The 15,886-nt window shown below is 68.5% G+C and carries 15 protein-coding genes; 9 read left to right on the top strand and 6 right to left on the bottom strand.

Going from position 1 to position 15,886, the window contains the following annotated elements; genetic code table 11:
* Window positions 1-52 precede the first annotated feature (52 nt).
* From ACP2AH_RS14810 to pheT, 5 genes are all read left to right on the top strand, one after another.
* On the top strand, window positions 53-1,267 hold the full coding sequence (locus ACP2AH_RS14810; RefSeq protein WP_425106499.1) for an SH3 domain-containing protein: 1,215 nt from the start codon (window positions 53-55) through the stop codon (window positions 1,265-1,267).
* 198 nt (window positions 1,268-1,465) lie between these two features.
* On the top strand, window positions 1,466-1,666 hold the full coding sequence (rpmI, locus tag ACP2AH_RS14805) for a 50S ribosomal protein L35 (protein WP_091437955.1): 201 nt from the start codon (window positions 1,466-1,468) through the stop codon (window positions 1,664-1,666).
* 31 nt (window positions 1,667-1,697) lie between these two features.
* Window positions 1,698-2,066, top strand: coding sequence for a 50S ribosomal protein L20 (gene rplT / locus ACP2AH_RS14800; RefSeq protein WP_425106498.1), 369 nt, complete (start codon window positions 1,698-1,700; stop codon window positions 2,064-2,066).
* Window positions 2,067-2,300: 234 nt separating this feature from the next.
* On the top strand, window positions 2,301-3,401 hold the full coding sequence (gene pheS / locus ACP2AH_RS14795; protein WP_425106497.1) for a phenylalanine--tRNA ligase subunit alpha: 1,101 nt from the start codon (window positions 2,301-2,303) through the stop codon (window positions 3,399-3,401).
* A 120-nt stretch (window positions 3,402-3,521) separates the two neighbouring features.
* A complete protein-coding gene (gene pheT, locus ACP2AH_RS14790; RefSeq protein WP_425106496.1) occupies window positions 3,522-5,927 on the top strand; it encodes a phenylalanine--tRNA ligase subunit beta in 2,406 nt (801 codons plus the stop codon).
* A 154-nt stretch (window positions 5,928-6,081) separates the two neighbouring features.
* Here pheT and ACP2AH_RS14785 read toward each other — a convergent pair whose 3' ends face one another.
* Together ACP2AH_RS14785 and ACP2AH_RS14780 are read right to left on the bottom strand one after the other, a co-directional pair.
* On the bottom strand, window positions 6,082-6,666 hold the full coding sequence (locus ACP2AH_RS14785) for a hypothetical protein (RefSeq protein WP_425106495.1): 585 nt from the start codon (window positions 6,664-6,666) through the stop codon (window positions 6,082-6,084).
* Between the two features lie 255 nt (window positions 6,667-6,921).
* Window positions 6,922-8,301, bottom strand: a complete 1,380-nt coding sequence (locus ACP2AH_RS14780; protein WP_425106494.1) for an FAD-dependent oxidoreductase — start codon at window positions 8,299-8,301, stop codon at window positions 6,922-6,924.
* A 269-nt stretch (window positions 8,302-8,570) separates the two neighbouring features.
* Between ACP2AH_RS14780 and ACP2AH_RS14775 the strand changes: the two genes are divergently transcribed.
* On the top strand, window positions 8,571-9,233 hold the full coding sequence (locus ACP2AH_RS14775; protein ID WP_425106493.1) for a sulfate transporter family protein: 663 nt from the start codon (window positions 8,571-8,573) through the stop codon (window positions 9,231-9,233).
* A gap of 3 nt (window positions 9,234-9,236) precedes the next feature.
* Here ACP2AH_RS14775 and nth read toward each other — a convergent pair whose 3' ends face one another.
* Entirely contained in the window at window positions 9,237-9,968 is a 732-nt protein-coding gene (gene nth, locus ACP2AH_RS14770) for an endonuclease III (RefSeq protein WP_425106492.1), read from the bottom strand.
* A 175-nt stretch (window positions 9,969-10,143) separates the two neighbouring features.
* Between nth and ACP2AH_RS14765 the strand changes: the two genes are divergently transcribed.
* Both ACP2AH_RS14765 and ACP2AH_RS14760 read left to right on the top strand, forming a co-directional pair.
* Entirely contained in the window at window positions 10,144-10,674 is a 531-nt protein-coding gene (locus tag ACP2AH_RS14765) for a DUF2244 domain-containing protein (RefSeq protein ID WP_425106491.1), read from the top strand.
* Window positions 10,675-10,746: 72 nt separating this feature from the next.
* On the top strand, window positions 10,747-11,628 hold the full coding sequence (locus tag ACP2AH_RS14760; protein ID WP_425106490.1) for a methylated-DNA--[protein]-cysteine S-methyltransferase: 882 nt from the start codon (window positions 10,747-10,749) through the stop codon (window positions 11,626-11,628).
* Between the two features lie 21 nt (window positions 11,629-11,649).
* On the opposite strand, the gene ACP2AH_RS14755 is transcribed toward ACP2AH_RS14760, so the two are convergent.
* The 3 genes from ACP2AH_RS14755 to dapB form a co-directional block, all read right to left on the bottom strand.
* A complete protein-coding gene (locus ACP2AH_RS14755) occupies window positions 11,650-12,093 on the bottom strand; it encodes a PACE efflux transporter (RefSeq protein WP_425106489.1) in 444 nt (147 codons plus the stop codon).
* 149 nt (window positions 12,094-12,242) lie between these two features.
* Window positions 12,243-12,866 (bottom strand): 2,3-bisphosphoglycerate-dependent phosphoglycerate mutase, encoded by a 624-nt coding sequence (locus ACP2AH_RS14750; protein ID WP_425106488.1) that lies wholly within the window; start codon window positions 12,864-12,866, stop codon window positions 12,243-12,245.
* Window positions 12,867-12,886: 20 nt separating this feature from the next.
* The gene (gene dapB / locus ACP2AH_RS14745) at window positions 12,887-13,693 is read right to left on the bottom strand and encodes a 4-hydroxy-tetrahydrodipicolinate reductase (protein ID WP_425107046.1); all 807 of its coding nucleotides are present in this window, start codon (window positions 13,691-13,693) and stop codon (window positions 12,887-12,889) included.
* Between the two features lie 351 nt (window positions 13,694-14,044).
* Between dapB and ACP2AH_RS14740 the strand changes: the two genes are divergently transcribed.
* On the top strand, window positions 14,045-15,805 hold the full coding sequence (locus tag ACP2AH_RS14740) for an acetolactate synthase 3 large subunit (RefSeq protein WP_425106487.1): 1,761 nt from the start codon (window positions 14,045-14,047) through the stop codon (window positions 15,803-15,805).
* Window positions 15,806-15,886 lie beyond the last annotated feature (81 nt).

Here is a 15,886-nt window from a genome sequence, read left to right as displayed (position 1 = left end):
CCCTTGCCGTTGGTCGGCGTTGCCCGGAAACGGCGGCGTTTGGGAGTTTTTCATGAAGAGAATGGTGGCGGGCGCCTTGCTGTGGCTGGCGCTCGCGGGTGCCGCGGTCGCGCAGGACCGCGGATTTGTAACGACGAATGTAAATTTGCGAGCGGGGCCCGGCGTGGATTACCCCGTCGTTGTGGTGCTCGCCGAAGGGGCGCCGCTGGCCATTTTCGGCTGCCTTGGCGACTACAGCTGGTGCGATGTCGGCATTGACGACATGCGGGGCTGGGTCGCTGCCCAGTATATCGAAACGGTCTATCGCGGGCGGCGTGTCGAGTTCTACGACTATGCCCCAACCATCGGCGTGCCGATCGTCGCTTTCAGCTTCAATGATTATTGGGGCCGCTATTATCGCGGGCGGCCTTGGTATTCGACGTATGACCGCTGGGGCCCGCCCTATCGGCCGGGGCCTTATCCTGGCCCAGGGCCGGGCTGGGGCCCGCCGCCTCCGGGCGGCTGGGGACCTCCGCCTCCCGGTGGGTGGGGTCCGCGTCCGCCGAACTGGGGCCCCGGCCATCCCGGCTGGGGTGCCCCGGGTCGGCCCGGTGGTCCTGGCGGTCCCGGTTGGGGTGGTCCCGGCAGGCCGGGCGGTCCCGGAGGACCGGGTGGCCCGGGTGGTCCCGGTTGGGGCGGTCCCGGCAAGCCGGGTGGCCCTGGCGGCCCTGGTGGTCCCGGTGGTCCCGGTTGGGGCGGACCTGGCAAGCCCGGCGGTCCGGGTGGTCCTGGCAATCCCGGTGGTCCCGGCTGGGGCGGACCTGGCAAGCCCGGCGGTCCGGGTGGTCCTGGCAATCCCGGTGGTCCCGGTTGGGGCGGTCCCGGCAAGCCCGGCGGCCCTGGCGGTCCCGGTAATCCCGGTGGTCCCGGCTGGGGTGGTCCCGGCAAGCCGGGCGGCCCTGGCGGTCCGGGTGGTCCTGGCAATCCCGGTGGTCCAGGTTGGGGCGGTCCCGGCAAGCCCGGCGGCCCTGGCGGTCCGGGTGGTGGTCCTGGTAATCCCGGTGGTCCCGGCTGGGGCGGTCCCGGCAAGCCCGGAGGTCCCGGAGGTCCGGGTAATCCCGGTGGTCCGGGCCGTCCCGGTAATCCCGGTGGTCCCGGCTTTGGTGGCCCGGGCGGTCCGGGTGGTCCCGGCGCCGGCCGGCCGCCGCAGGGCGGTCCGCCGCCGGGGGGGCGTCCCCCTCAGGGGCAGGCGCCCTGCGCGCCGGGTGCGCCCGGCTGCAATATCTGACGCAGAACGGCCCGGCGGTATCCACACCGTCGGGTCTTCTCCGTCACCGACTTGAAATAATGCCGCCTCTGCTGTAGAGGGTGCGGCCTTCAAGAACCGCCCGGCTACAAGGGCTGCCGTGGCGGTTCGAACGCTCACACTAGATTGGGCCGGGACATCCCCTTGCGGGAGCGCCGCCGGCTGCGGAGATCGAGCCAAATGCCCAAGATGAAGACCAAGTCCGGAGCGAAGAAGCGCTTCAAGCTCTCCGGCACCGGCAAGGTGATCATGGCCCAGGCCAATAAGCGCCACGGCATGATCAAGCGTACCAACAAGCAGATCCGCGACCAGCGCGGCACCACGGTCATGTCAGAGCGTGATGCCTTCAACGTTCGCAAGTTCTTTCTGCCCAACGGCTGACGCCCCCTAGCCAGTCCCAGGAGATTTTCCCATGGCACGTGTCAAACGCGGCGTCACTTCCCACGCCAAGCACAAGAAGGTGCTGAAGGCTGCGAAGGGCTATTTCGGCCGCCGCAAGAATACCATCCGCATCGCGAAGCAGGCCGTCGAGAAGGCGCAGCAATACGCCTATCGCGACCGTAAGGTGAAGAAGCGCAATTTCCGCGCGCTCTGGATCCAGCGCATCAACGCCGCGACTCGCGAGCTCGGCTTCACCTATGGCCGATTTATCGACGGTCTCGGCAAGGCCGGGATCGAGGTCGACCGCAAGGTGCTCTCGGATATCGCTATCCACGAGCCCGCCGCCTTCGCGGCGCTGGTCGAGCAGGCCAAGGCCGCGCTGGAAAAGCAGGCCGCCTGACCTTCCCGAACCGCCGGGACCGAAAGCTGGAAAGCCCCGCGCGCAAGCGTTGGGGCTTTTCGCGTTGGAGTGGCTCGGCTATGAGACCACGCTCCAGGTGTCGTCATCCTCTCGCGCCGTCATCCTTCGAGGCTCACGGCGTTCGCACCTCAGGATGATGGCAGGCGGGGGGAGGCCTGTGCTTCCGCTCTGCCCATCCTTCCGTCCACACCGCCTTGCCGCCGAGGATCCGATATGTCCGTTGCCGCCCTTCCCGATCTCGACGCGCTGGAGCGCGAACTGGCCGCTGGCATTGCGGCTGCGGCGGACGAGCCGGCGCTGGAGGCGATCCGCGTCGCCGCGCTGGGCAAGAAGGGTTCCGTGTCCGAACTGCTCAAGAGCCTCGGCGGCATGAGCCCGGAAGAGCGCAAGAGCGCCGGCCCGGCCATTAACGGCCTGCGCGACCGACTGAACGAGGCGCTCGCCGTTCGCCGCACCGATCTCAAGGCCGCTGCGCTGGCCAAGCGCCTGGAGACAGAGCGGGTGGATGTCACTCTTCCCGTGCGCGAGACGCCGGCCGAGCAGGGGCGCCTGCACCCGATCAGCCAGGTGATCGACGAACTCACCGCCATCTTCGCCGATATGGGCTTCGCGGTGGCCGAGGGCCCGGACATCGAGGACGACTTCCACAATTTCACCGCGCTGAACTTCCCCGAAGGACACCCGGCGCGGGAGATGCACGACACCTTTTATCTGCCGACGAAGGAGGACGGTTCGCGCTTGGTGCTGCGGACCCACACCTCGCCGGTGCAGGTGCGCACCATGCTGTCGAAGAAGCCGCCGATCCGCGTCATCTGCCCCGGCCGCACCTATCGCTCGGACAGCGACCAGACCCACACGCCGATGTTCCATCAGGTCGAGGGCCTTGTCATCGACAAGGGGTCGAATCTCGGCCACCTCAAATGGATCCTCGAAGAGTTCTGCAAGGCGTTCTTCGAGGTGGACAATGTGAAGATGCGGTTCCGGCCGTCCTTCTTCCCCTTCACCGAGCCGTCCATGGAAGTGGACATTCAGTGCGACCGCTCGCGCCCGGGGGAGATTCGCTTCGGCGAGGGCTCGGACTGGCTGGAGATTCTCGGCTGCGGCATGGTGCACTCGAACGTGCTGCGGAACTGCGGGCTCGACCCGGACGAGTATCAGGGCTTCGCCTGGGGCATGGGCATCGACCGCATCGCCATGCTGAAATACGGCATGCCGGATTTGCGCGCCTTCTTCGAGGCCGATGTCCGCTGGCTCGCCCATTACGGCTTCCGCCCGCTGGATTTCCCGACACTGGCGGGCGGGCTTTCGGCCTGATCCCTCTCCCGGATGGCGATTGGCCGATCCGGGACCACTTTCCGCGCCTCAATCGTCCAATACGATCCCGGCTCTCCGCTTCGCTCCGGCCGGGATGACGCCTGACAAAGGGCCTGTCCGATGAAATTCACCCTCTCCTGGCTGCGCGAGCATCTTTCCGGCGACTATGGGCTCGATGACGTCACCGGCGCGCTCAACCGCATCGGGCTGGAAGTGGAAGGCGTCGAGGATAAGGCGGCCAAGCTCAAGGGCTTCACCATCGCCTATGTCCTCTCCGCCGTTCAGCACCCGAACGCGGACAAGCTGCGCGTGTGCCTCGTCGACACCGGGGCCGGCGACCCGGTGCAGGTGGTGTGCGGCGCGCCCAACGCCCGCACCGGCATGAAGAGCGTGTTCTCCCCGCCCGGCACCTATATTCCCGGCAAGGACATCACGCTCGGCATCGGCTCGATTCGCGGCGTGGAGAGCCGGGGCATGCTGTGCTCGGCCGCCGAGCTTCAGCTGTCGGAAGATCATGACGGCATCATCGACCTGCCGGATGACGCGCCGGTGGGCGCTACTTATGTCGACTGGATCGGCCTTGACGATCCCGTCATCGAAATTGCGGTGACGCCGAACCGGGCCGATGCGCTCGGCGTGCACGGCATCGCCCGCGACCTCGCCGCCGTCGGCCTCGGCCGACTGGTGGAAGACGCGATCGCCCCGGTGCCGGGCACTTATCCCTGCTCGGTGTCCGTCACCATTGCCGAAGGCGCCCCGTGCCCGGCCTTCGCGCTGCGGCTGGTGCGCGGGGTCAAAAATGGCCCGTCGCCGGAGTGGCTGCAGGCCAAGCTGCGGGCCATCGGTCTTAGGCCGATCAATGCTTTGGTCGATGTCACCAACCTGCTCACCTTCGACCAGAATCGGCCGCTGCATGTGTTCGACGCGAAGAAGGTGCACGGCAATCTCGTCGTGCGCCGCGCGCGGGCGGATGAGAGCCTGCTGGCGCTCGACGGCAAGACCTATGCGCTCGACGACACCATGTGCGTCATCGCCGACGACAAGGGCGTGGAATCGCTGGCCGGCGTGATGGGCGGCGAGGAGTCGGGCTGCGATGCCGAAACCGTTGACGTTCTTGTCGAATCCGCGCTGTGGGAGCCGATCAACATCGCCCAGACCGGCCGCAAGTTGGGGCTGAATTCGGATGCGCGCTTCCGTTTCGAGCGCGGCATCGACCCTGGGTTCACCCTCCCCGGGCTGGAACTGGCGACGCGGCTCATCCTCGATCTGTGCGGCGGCGAGCCCTCCGAAATCGTGCTGGCCGGCACGATTCCCGACACCACACGGGTGATCGACTTCCCGCTGGCGCTGACCGAAAAACTGACCGGTCTGGTCGCCAGTGAGACCGAACAGACCGACACGCTCAAGGCGCTCGGCTTCGCCGTGGAGGGGGCCTCCGGCACGGTGCGCGTCACGCCGCCGAGCTGGCGCGGCGACATCGAGGGCAAGGCGGATCTGGTGGAAGAGGTCATCCGCATCGTCGGCCTCGACCGCGTGCCCTCGCTGCCTTTCCCGCGCGACGAAAACGCACGCAAGCCGGTGCTGACCACGCTGCAGCTGCGCACCCGCAAGGCCAAGCGTGCGCTCGCCGCGCGCGGGCTGGTGGAAGCCGTCACCTGGTCCTTCGTGCCGAAGCCGCAGGCGGAGCTGTTCGGCGGCGGCCAGCCGGCGCTCGCGCTCGCCAACCCGATCGCCGCCGATCTCTCGGACATGCGCCCGAGCCTGCTGCCGGGGCTGGTGCGTTCCGCGCAGGCCAATGCCGATCGCGGCTTCGGCGATGTCGCGCTGTTCGAGGTCGGGCAGGTGTTCAAGGGCGACCGGCCGCAGGACCAGTTCATCGCGGCAACCGGCCTTCGCCGTGCCACGGCGAAGCCGACCGGCGCCGGGCGGCACTGGGCCGGCAAGGCGGCGGGGGTCGATGCCTTCGACGCCAAGGCGGACGCGCTGGCGCTGCTCGCCGCCTGCGGCGCGCCGGTGGCGAATCTGCAGATTTCGACCGACGCGCCCGCCTGGTTCCATCCCGGCCGTTCCGGCACCTTCCGGCTCGGCCCGAACGTGATCGGCCATTTCGGCGAGCTGCACCCGTCCGTTCTGGAGGCGCTTGATGCTGCGGGGCCGCTCGTGGCGTTCGAGGTGCTGCTCGACCGCGTTCCCGAGCCCAAGACCAAGGCGACGCGGGTGAAGCCGCTGCTCGAACTCGCTGCCTTCCAGCCGGTGGAGCGCGACTTCGCCTTCGTGGTGGCGCGGGGCGTCGCGGCCGGCGACATGGTGAAGGCGGCGGCCGGCGTCGACCGCAAACTCATCACCGGTGTGAACGTGTTCGACCTCTATGAGGGGCCGGGGATCGACGCGGACAAGAAGTCGGTGGCGCTCTCCGTCACTTTGCAGCCGCGCGAGAAAACGCTGACCGATGCCGAGATCGACGCGGTGGCGGCGAAGATCGTCGCCGAGGTGGCGAAGAAGACCGGCGCCACGCTGCGCGGCTGACGCTGGCGGAAAGGACCATCCTCCCCGGGCTTGGCCCGGGGATTCACGCCTGCCCTGTACGCGGAACATCAGGACGGCGTGAATGGCCGGGCCAGTCCCGGCCGTGACGGGGCCAGAGCCGGCAGTCCCGCCTCAGTTGGGAGGCGGGCGCAGGTCAGCTGGTCCGGTCGCGACAGAACTTGACCACGGTGGCGTCGAAGCTACCCGGTCGAGCCAGTATTTCGGCGCATTGTTCGCCCGTCTTCATGCCGTCGCCCTTCGACGAGGAGCCATCCCGCGTCGTTCCCGGGGTGCCGCTGCCGGGTGTTTCCACGCCGGGGACGGGAGTGTCCGTCCCGGGAGTCCCCGTGCCGGGTGTTCCGGGAGTCTCAGTGCCTGGCGTGCCGCCACCGCCGGGCGAGCCACCGCCAGGCGTACCGCCACCACCGGGCGTGCCGCCGCCACCGGGCGTGCCGCCGCCACCGGGCGTGCCGCCGCCACCGGGCGTGCCGCCGCCACCGGGCGTGCCGCCGCCACCGGGCGTGCCGCCACCGCCGGGCGTGCCGCCGCCACCGGGCGTGCCGCCACCGCCGGGCGAGCCACCACCGCCGGGCGAGTCACCGCCTCCGGGCGAGCCGCCACCGCCACCATGCGAGCCGCCGCCATCGGAGCCGCCGCCCGAAGTGCCGCCGCCACTGGACCCGCCGCCGCCATTCGTCGCCGAGGCGGGAGCTGCCGCGAGCAGGCATGCCGTCAGCATGCCAATGCCGACGGTACGAGCGTTGAGCCCGGAAAGAATCTGATGTAAATTTAACACGTTCTGTCAATGCGGAAAGATGCGTTCAGAAAATCATCTGCATCGTCCAATGAAGAAACAGTTTCTGTTTGAAATTAGTTTCAAAATTTATCGTGAATATTATTCGTTTATATTCATAATCGACCCCCTTTTGGGGGTGATAAAGCGGAACTATTGCTGCTGGTTCGGGGGTGTTGCGGGATCAGCCGCCCGTGGCGTCTAGGCCGGCCCGTCGCCAAACAGCCGAAGCGCCCGGCCGGCGGCGGCCTCGCCGGAGGCGAAGGCGCCGGCCAGCGTGCCCCAGCCGCTTTCCGGCACATAGTCGCCGGCCAGGAAAATGCGGTTCTGCACCGTCTCCGTGAAGACGCGCCGCTGCGCTCCCTGGCCGGGCAAGGCCGGGCTCAGCGCGCCGCGGATCAGCGGGTCCTGCCCCCAGCGCGAGGCCACCACCTCGGACACCGCCGTTTCCGCGCCGGGGAAGTTGGCGCGCAGCCAGCCCTGCGCCAGTGGCAGGGCGGCCTCCGCGCCCTTTTCGGCGATGGCGCGGGCCGCCGCGTCACCGAAGGTGAGCGCATGCAGCTCGCCGCCATTGATGCGGCCGCGCAGCAGCGCCGGGGCGCTAGCATTGGCCTTGGCCAGCACCGTTTCATTCGGCTGCAGGCCGAGCGGATTGCCGGCTAGGCGGAACGCCACCTGTTCCAGATAGCCGGCGGGAATCGCCCGCAGCGCGGTCACCAGCCTGGTCGGCAGCACCGGGTTGAAGCGGATTGCGCCCGCTGCCAGCACGGGGGCCGGCACGGCGAGCACGATGGCGCGGGCGCGGATCGGCGTGCGCTGCCCGCGCACGCTCACGCTGTGGAAGCGCCCGCCATTGGTGATGAGCGTGACCGGCGCGTCCCTTTGCACATTCACCCAGGCGCCGAGCGCTTCCATCAGCGCGCCGACACCGAAGGGGCTCGTCGTGTCGTCCGGCCGGGCGTCCCGGCGGGCGAGATCGAGCGCGGAGAGGGCGGCGAGGGTGCGCCCACAGCTCAGGGGCCCGAGAAACTGCGCCACCGTGGCGGCCCACGTCCCGCCCGAGCCGGGAGTGCCCTTGGCCGGCGGCGGGGCGTTGGCGAGGGCCTGCGCCGCCGCCATATCCTTGCCGCCCTCGATGGCCGCGAGCATGTCCCGCCGCGACGCGCCCAGCGTGGCGGTGAAGGTGTCATAGGCGCTCTCGCGCACCTCGCGGCCCTCCGCGAACAGGCGCCGACCGGAGGGCAGGGGAACGAGCGGCTGCCCCGCCGCCAGCGCGCTGGCACCCAGCGTGCCGTCACCGCCAGCGAAGCCGCCGGCACCGAGATCGACCTTGAGCCCGAAGGCGCTCTCCGTGCGGGCCCGCCCGCCCAGACGTGGCCCGGCTTCCAGCAGCACATAGGAGCGCTTGGCTTCGGCGACCCGGCGGGCGGCGGCGATGCCGGCCGCGCCGCCGCCAATGATGACGACATCGACATCGCTGGCCCCGGCCTGGGCGAGGGCCGGTGTCGGCAGCAGAGCGGCCGAGGCGGCAGCGAGGAAGTGGCGGCGGTTCAGCGTGCCGCCAGGGCGCGTTCGGGTCATAAGGCGGGTACTCATGCGATGAGGCGGGCAGGCTAGCATGACCGGCCGGGCGGGCGAAGGCGCCGGACGCCATGGCTGCCGCGGGGAGGGGGGCGCCGGCTAAAGGCTTGCGCTGAATCATGTTTTGTTCGTGGAGAACGAATCGGGATTCACTGGTGCGTCGCGCGAATCAAGCCCGAACTTGCCCGCGCCGCCGGCCGTCTCGCCGGCGCGGCTTGAGCGGCGGGGCCGGGCGCCCTACCTAGAGGCGGTCGCCAAAGGGGAACTCGATGCTGCGGGACGCGATCACGGCCTTCGCCCAGACCTTTTCGCCGGATTATCGCCGCGTGCTGCTGCGCTCGGTCGGCCTTGCCATCGGGCTCTTGATCGCGCTCGGCGTGGGAGCGCATTACGCGCTGACCTATTTCGTCGCGCTGGACCTGCGCTGGGCCGAGATCACCATCGATATTCTCGCTGCGTTCGGCATCTTCATCGGCGCGATTTTCCTGGTGCCGCCGGTGACGTCGCTGGTCGCCGGCCTGTTTCTCGACGATGTCGCCGCGCAGGTGGAGCGCAGCGATTTTCCGCTGGAGCCGGAGGGGCAGGCGCTGCCGATCGGCCGCTCCCTCTGGCTCACCGTGAAATTCTTCGGCGTCATGCTGGCGGTGAACCTGGTGGCGCTGCTGCTTCTGCTCGTGCCGGGGGTGAACCTCGTCGTGTTCTATGTCGCCAATGGCTACCTGCTCGGCCGCGAATATTTCCAGCTCGCGGCCATGCGCTACCGCAGCGAGGATGAGGTGGCGCTGCTGCGCCGCCACCATGCGGGGGCGATCTTCCTTGGCGGGCTGGTGATCGCCGCCGTGGTGTCGGTGCCGATCCTCAACCTCGTCACCCCGGTGTTCGCGACGATCTTCATGGTGCGGCTGCATAAGCGGCTGTCGCGCGCCGGGTGAGGCTCAGGCCGGCGTCTTCTCGGGCCAGCGGCACAGATCGGCGATCAGGCAGCGCGGGCAGTCCGGCTTCAGCGCCTTGCAGACATAGCGCCCGTGCAGGATCAGCCAGTGATGCGCGTGCAGCTTGAAGCGGTCGGGAATGATGCGCTCCAGCCCCAGCTCCACCTCCAGCGGCGTCTTGCCCGGCGCCAGCCCTGTGCGGTTGGCGATGCGGAACAGATGCGTGTCGACGGCGATGGTCGGCAGGCCGAAGGCGATGTTGAGCACCACATTCGCCGTCTTGCGGCCGACGCCGGGCAAGGTCTCCAGCACGGCGCGGTCGGCCGGCACCTCGCCACCATGCTCAGCGAGGAGGCGGCGGGAGAGTTCGACCACATTCTTCGCCTTGCCGCGATAGAGGCCGAGGGTGCGGATATGTTGCGCCACGCCTTCCTCGCCCAACGCCACCATGGCCGCCGGCGTGGGGGCGGCTTTGAACAGGCCGCGCGTCGCCTTGTTGACGCCGGCATCGGTGGCCTGGGCCGAGAGCACCACCGCCACCAGCAAAGTGAAGGGGTCGTGATGCTCCAATTCGCCTTCGGGATGCGGGTTGGCGGCCTCGAAGCGGGTGAAGGCGGTGGCGATTTCCGCGTCGCTCCACGGCCGGAACGCGCCGCCGATCGCCGCCGCCGCCGCATTGGCCACAGCACGCCGGCGGGCGGGGCGGGTCGCCACCTGCTCTTCCAGTACCGCCACGGCGGCCTTAGCTTTCGCGGCGCGAGGCCCAGCCTTGGCGCTACGAGCCTTGGCGTTACGGGTCGGGGCGGGCGCGGCGGGGCGCGGCTTCGCCGCCGGCCGCTTGCGCGGGCGCGCACTGGGTCGCACCGAATCCTTGTCCTCATCCGCCATTTTCGACCTATAATGCGGGCCCATGAGCGCTGCCAATACCGCCTTTCCTACTGAGGGCGCCGGCTTCGACGAGCCGGAGCTGTTTTCCGTGCGCTATCAGCCGCACCGCTCGCTCGGGCCGCGGGGCTTTCTGGTGGTCATGGGCATCATTGCCGGCATCAGCTTTGTCTGCGGCCTCGCCTTCCTGATGATGGGTGCCTGGCCGGTGTTCGGCCTGTTCGGGCTCGACGTGCTGGCGATCTGGTGGGGGTTCCGGCTGAATTACCGTGCCGCCCGCGCCTGCGAGGAAATCACCGTGACGCCGAGCGTGATCCGGCTGCGCCATGTCGCGGCGGACGGCACGGAATATCGCGAGGAGCTGAACCCGCTCTGGACGCGGCTCACGCGCGATGAAATCGAGGATTTCGGCGTGCAGCGCCTGGCGCTGGAAATGCGCGGCCGGCCCTATGTGATCGGCAGCTTCCTGCACACGGCGCAGCGCGAGGAACTGGCGGAGAGCCTGGCGCGCGCGCTCGCCGAGGCCAAGCGCGGCGTGGTGCGCTCGGCCGTCTGACGCCGCCGTCGAAATCGGGTGGCCCGCCGGTGCCGGGCGTGGTCCGATGGAGCCAGCTTGAGGAGAACGCCCGTGCTCGCGCCCAATCTCGACGCCGCCCACCCCCTGGAAATCGCAGCCGCGGATTATGAAATCGTCCGCCGCGCGGTGGAATATGTGAATCTGCGCTTCCGCGACCAGCCGGAGGTGGAGGAGATCGCCCGCGCCTCCGGCGTGCACCCGCGCGCGCTGACCGACCTGTTCCGCCGCTGGTGCGGCCTGACCCCGAAGGATTTTCTGCAGGCGGTGACCATCGACGCCGCGCGGCGGGTGCTGACCGAATCCGACAATGTGCTCGACGCCGCCTATGAGCTCGGGCTGTCCGGTCCGGGGCGGCTGCACGATCTGTTCGTGGTGCATGAATCCATGTCGCCCGGCGAATGGAAGACCGGCGGCGCTGGGCTGGTGGTGCGCTATGGCTTCCACGCCTCGCCCTTCGGCGCCGCGCTCGCCATGGTGACGCCGCGCGGCCTGTGCGGCCTCGCCTTCGCCGATGAGGGCGAGGAGGACGTCGCGCTCGCCGACATGCGCCGGCGCTGGCCGAACGCGCTCTATATCGAGGACCCCATCGCCACCGCCCCCTATGCGGCGCGCATCTTCGACCGCGGCACCTGGAGCCCGGACGATCCGCTGCGCATCGTCTTCATCGGCACCGATTTCGAGGTGAAGGTGTGGGAGACGCTGATGCGCATTCCGCTCGGCAAGGCCACCACCTATTCCAGCATCGCCCAATGCGTGGAAAAGCCGAAAGCGGCGCGCGCCATCGGCGCGGCGGTGGGCAAGAACCCGATGTCCTTCGTCGTGCCCTGCCACCGCGTGCTCGGCAAGAATGGCGATCTCACCGGCTATCACTGGGGGCTCACTCGCAAGCGCGCCATTCTCGGCTGGGAGGCGGGCCAGCTCACCAAGGGCTGACCCGCACCCGCCGGTCCGGCGTCAGCGCGGAGCGGCGGCCGCCGGGTGGCGGGGCTCCGGCAGCGGGAACAGGGCATCATAGGCCCAGTTGAACAGGAAGGCGTAGACGAGGAAGAACACCGTCAGCGCCAGATCCATCAGAAAGGCTTCGTACAGGCCGACGCCGAGATACCAGGCGACGAAGGGCACGAGGACGAGCACGAGGCCGGCCTCGAACAGCAGGGCGTGCAGCACCCGCAGCGCCAGCGTCTTGCGCACCGAGCCGCGCAGGCGCGCCAGCGCGTGGTCGAAGCCGAGATTGAACACATAGTTCCAGCCGGCGGCGATCAGCGCCGCGCCGGCGCCCACCGCGCCCATGTCCAGCATCGGCACGCCGAACACCCACGCCCCGAGCGGGGTGATGATCGACAGGGCGACGATTTCGAAGCTGATGACGTGGCGGATGCGGTCGGCGGTGCCGCGCATGACGGTCCTCCCCTTGGCCTCGGGCCGTCCCGCCTGGGTTCCCGGAGTGGGGGAAGTCGTCTTCACGCTGGTCATATGGGTCTGCTTGGCGTTAGGGCAAGGCCGGCGCTCGCTTGAGGCGCGCCGGCCGCACGGGGCATGCGGAAGACTCAGCCGGCGAGGTCGGTGACGCTCTCGACCGTCGTGTCGGCCTTAAGCCGGTAGATCACCGGCGCGCCGGTGGCGAGCTCGCGCTTCATGATGCTCTCGGGCGAGTGCTTCTCCAGCACCATGATCAGCGCGCGCAGCGAATTGCCATGGGCGGCGACCAGAACGCGGTTGCCCTGCATCACCTTCGGCAGAATCTCGGTGACGTAATAGGGCAGGGCACGGGCCACCGTGTCCTTCAGGCTTTCGCCGCCGGGCGGGGGCACGTCATAGGAACGGCGCCAGACATGAACCTGCTCCTCGCCCCATTTGGCGCGGGCATCGTCCTTGTTGAGGCCGGAGAGGTCGCCATAGTCGCGCTCGTTCAGCGCGAGGTCGCGGGTGATGGGCAGGCCGGTCTGGCCGAGTTCGTTGAGTGCGAGGTCCAGTGTCTTCTGCGCCCGCGACAGCTGCGAGGTGAAGGCGAGGTCGAACTGGTAGCCTTCCGCCTTCAGCCGCGCGCCGGCCTTCTTGGCCTCTTCAACGCCGAGGGCGGTAAGGTCCGGGTCGCGCCAGCCGGTGAACAGGTTCTTGAGGTTCCACTCGCTCTGGCCATGGCGCACGAGCACGAGAAGGCGTTCGGACATCGGGTCGTTCTCCGGCTGGATCAGAAATCGGTGAGGCCGAGGACATCGGTCATGGAATAGAGGCCGGGCTTGCGCCCGCGGGCCCAGCGGGCGGCGGCGAGCGCGCCGCGGGCGAAGATGCCGCGATCTTCGGCCTTGTGGCCGAGTTCGATCCGCTCGCCGGCCCCGGCGAAGATGACGTTATGATCGCCCACCACCGTGCCGCCGCGCAGCGTGGCGAAGCCGATATCGCCCGGCTTGCGTGCGCCGGTGTGGCCGTGGCGGGTGAAGACGCCGGCTTCCTGCAGGGTGACGCCGCGCCCCTGCGCGGCGGCCTCGCCCAGCAGCAGGGCGGTGCCGGACGGCGCGTCGATCTTGCGGTTATGGTGCATCTCGACGATCTCGATGTCGAAATCCTCGTCCAGCGTGCGCGCCACGCGCCGCACCAGCGCCGCCAGCAGATTGACGCCGAGGCTCATATTGCCGGAACGCACGATGACGGCATGGCGGGCGGCGGCGGCGATTTTCGCCTCTTCTTCGGCGGAAAAGCCTGTCGTGCCGATGACATGGACAATGCGCGCCTGCGCGGCGAAGGCGGCATAGGCGACGCTGGCGGCGGGAATGGTGAAGTCGATCACCCCATCGGCGGCGGCGAAGAGCGGCAGCGGGTCGTCCGACACTTTGAGGCCGAGCGGCGGCAGGCCGGCGAGTTCGCCCGCATCGCGGCCGAGATATTCACTGCCGGGCTGGTCCACCGCGCCGACGAGGACGAGATCGGCCGCCTCGCTGATGGCACGCACCAGCACCCGGCCCATGCGGCCCGAGGCCCCGACGACGACGAGCCGCATCTGCGTCATAGGATCGCCTGCTCCTGTTGCACTGCGGGGGTATAGCGGCGTTCATCCGCCGCGAAAAGTGCGCTATTCTCCTACAATCTTCGCGCTGTCGTGCCCATGTGCTTGACGCCTGCGCGGCGTGGCTGTAGAGGTCGCGCAACTTTACGAAGGAGCCGCGCCAGAATGCGCAACATTATTACCCTTATCGTAGGACGGCGCGTCGCCGCGGAGTTTGCCTGACGGCTGCTCCGCTCAACGGTGACGCGCGAACATGGCCCCTGACGGGGCCTTTTGATTTTCTGGCCCTCCCCGGGGCCGTTCCGAAACGACGCAAGACACGACGAGCGTGGAAGGAAAAAGACCATGATGCGCGAGATGACCGGCGCCGAAATGGTGATGCAGGCCCTGATCGATCAGGGCGTCGAGCACATGTTCGGCTATCCCGGCGGCGCGGTGCTGCCGATCTATGACGCCATGTTCCACCAGAACCAGGTGAAGCACATTCTCGTGCGGCACGAGCAGGGGGCGGTGCACATGGCGGAGGGCTATGCCCGCTCCTCCGGCAAGGTGGGCGTGGTGCTCGTCACCTCCGGCCCCGGCGCCACCAATGCGGTGACCGGCCTCACCGACGCGCTGCTCGATTCCATTCCGCTCGTCTGCATCACCGGCCAGGTTCCGACCCATCTCATCGGCTCGGACGCCTTCCAGGAGTGCGACACGGTCGGCATCACCCGGCCCTGCACCAAGCACAACTACCTCGTCCGCGACATCAACGACCTCGCCCGCGTCATGCATGAGGCGTTCTATGTCGCGCAGAACGGGCGTCCGGGTCCGGTCGTCGTCGACATCCCGAAGGACGTGCAGTTCGCCAAGGGCATGTATGTCGGGCCGGAGAACATCCAGCACCGCACCTATCAGCCGCGCCTGAAGGGCGACCCGGAGAAGATCAAGACCGCGGTGGAGATGCTGGCCAAGGCCAAGCGCCCGATCCTCTACACCGGCGGCGGCGTGATCAATTCCGGCCCGGAGGCGAGCCGCCTGCTGCGCGAATTCGCGCGGCTGTCGGGCTATCCCGTCACCTCGACGCTGATGGGCCTCGGCGCCTTCCCGGCCTCCGACAAGCAGTGGCTGGGCATGCTGGGCATGCACGGCACCTATGAAGCCAACATGGCGATGCATGATTGCGACGTCATGGTCTGCATCGGCGCGCGCTTCGACGACCGGATCACCGGCCGCGTCGACGCCTTCTCGCCGGGCTCGAAGAAGATCCACATCGACATCGACCCGTCCTCGATCAACAAGAACATCAAGGTCGACCTGCCGATCATCGGCGACGTGAAGCATGTGCTGGAAGACATGCTGACCATGTGGCGCGCGATGAAGGCCGAGCCGGACCGCAAGGCCATCGCCGGCTGGTGGGGGCAGATCGACAAGTGGCGCGCCCGCAAGTCGCTGGCCTTCAAGGCTTCCGACCGCATCATCAAGCCGCAGCAGGCGATCAAGGCGCTGTACGACCAGGTGAAGGACAAGGATGTCTACATCACTACCGAGGTCGGCCAGCACCAGATGTGGGCGGCGCAGCATTTCCATTTCGAGGAGCCCAACCGCTGGATGACCTCCGGCGGCCTCGGCACCATGGGCTATGGCCTGCCGGCGGCGATCGGCGCGCAGGTGGCCCATCCCGAGAGCCTCGTCATCGACATTGCCGGCGAAGCCTCGATCCAGATGTGCCTGCAGGAAATGTCCACCGCGCTGCAGTTCAACCTGCCGGTGAAGATCTTCGTGCTCAACAACGAATATATGGGCATGGTGCGCCAGTGGCAGGACCTGCTGCATGGCGGGCGCTACTCGCATTCCTATTCGGAATCGCTGCCGGACTTCGTGAAGCTGGCGGAAGCCTATGGCGGCGTCGGCATTCGCTGCTCCAACCCGGCCGACCTCGACGGGGCGATCCACGAGATGATCTCCGTCAACCGGCCGGTGCTGTTCGACTGCCTGGTCGACAAGATGGAGAACTGCCTGCCGATGATCCCCTCGGGCAAGCCGCATAACGAGATGATCCTTCCCGATCATCCCGAGGCGCTGGACGAGGCGATCGACGAGGAAGGCAAGATGCTGGTGTGACGCGCTTCACCTCCCCCCGACGGGGAGAGGTCGGTCGCGCAGCGGCCGGGTGAGGGGGCGGACGCGCCAGTAGCCCCTCAC

Origin of the sequence: Ancylobacter sp. (genome assembly GCF_965249975.1) — a bacterium.
GTDB lineage: Bacteria > Pseudomonadota > Alphaproteobacteria > Rhizobiales > Xanthobacteraceae > Ancylobacter.
This window is presented reverse-complemented; position numbering and strand designations above follow the sequence as displayed.

Excerpts from the sequence above, each read along its gene's own strand:
- ACP2AH_RS14810 (WP_425106499.1), top strand. The coding sequence starts at position 53 with ATGAAGAGAATGGTGGCGGGCGCCTTGCTGTGGCTGGCGCTCGCGGGT.
- rpmI (WP_091437955.1), top strand. The coding sequence starts at position 1,466 with ATGCCCAAGATGAAGACCAAGTCCGGAGCGAAGAAGCGCTTCAAGCTC.
- rplT (WP_425106498.1), top strand. The coding sequence starts at position 1,698 with ATGGCACGTGTCAAACGCGGCGTCACTTCCCACGCCAAGCACAAGAAG.
- pheS (WP_425106497.1), top strand. The coding sequence starts at position 2,301 with ATGTCCGTTGCCGCCCTTCCCGATCTCGACGCGCTGGAGCGCGAACTG.
- pheT (WP_425106496.1), top strand. The coding sequence starts at position 3,522 with ATGAAATTCACCCTCTCCTGGCTGCGCGAGCATCTTTCCGGCGACTAT.
- ACP2AH_RS14785 (WP_425106495.1), bottom strand. The coding sequence starts at position 6,666 with ATGCTGACGGCATGCCTGCTCGCGGCAGCTCCCGCCTCGGCGACGAAT.
- ACP2AH_RS14780 (WP_425106494.1), bottom strand. The coding sequence starts at position 8,301 with ATGACCCGAACGCGCCCTGGCGGCACGCTGAACCGCCGCCACTTCCTC.
- ACP2AH_RS14775 (WP_425106493.1), top strand. The coding sequence starts at position 8,571 with ATGCTGCGGGACGCGATCACGGCCTTCGCCCAGACCTTTTCGCCGGAT.
- ACP2AH_RS14765 (WP_425106491.1), top strand. The coding sequence starts at position 10,144 with ATGAGCGCTGCCAATACCGCCTTTCCTACTGAGGGCGCCGGCTTCGAC.
- ACP2AH_RS14755 (WP_425106489.1), bottom strand. The coding sequence starts at position 12,093 with ATGCGCGGCACCGCCGACCGCATCCGCCACGTCATCAGCTTCGAAATC.
- ACP2AH_RS14750 (WP_425106488.1), bottom strand. The coding sequence starts at position 12,866 with ATGTCCGAACGCCTTCTCGTGCTCGTGCGCCATGGCCAGAGCGAGTGG.
- dapB (WP_425107046.1), bottom strand. The coding sequence starts at position 13,693 with ATGCGGCTCGTCGTCGTCGGGGCCTCGGGCCGCATGGGCCGGGTGCTG.
- ACP2AH_RS14740 (WP_425106487.1), top strand. The coding sequence starts at position 14,045 with ATGATGCGCGAGATGACCGGCGCCGAAATGGTGATGCAGGCCCTGATC.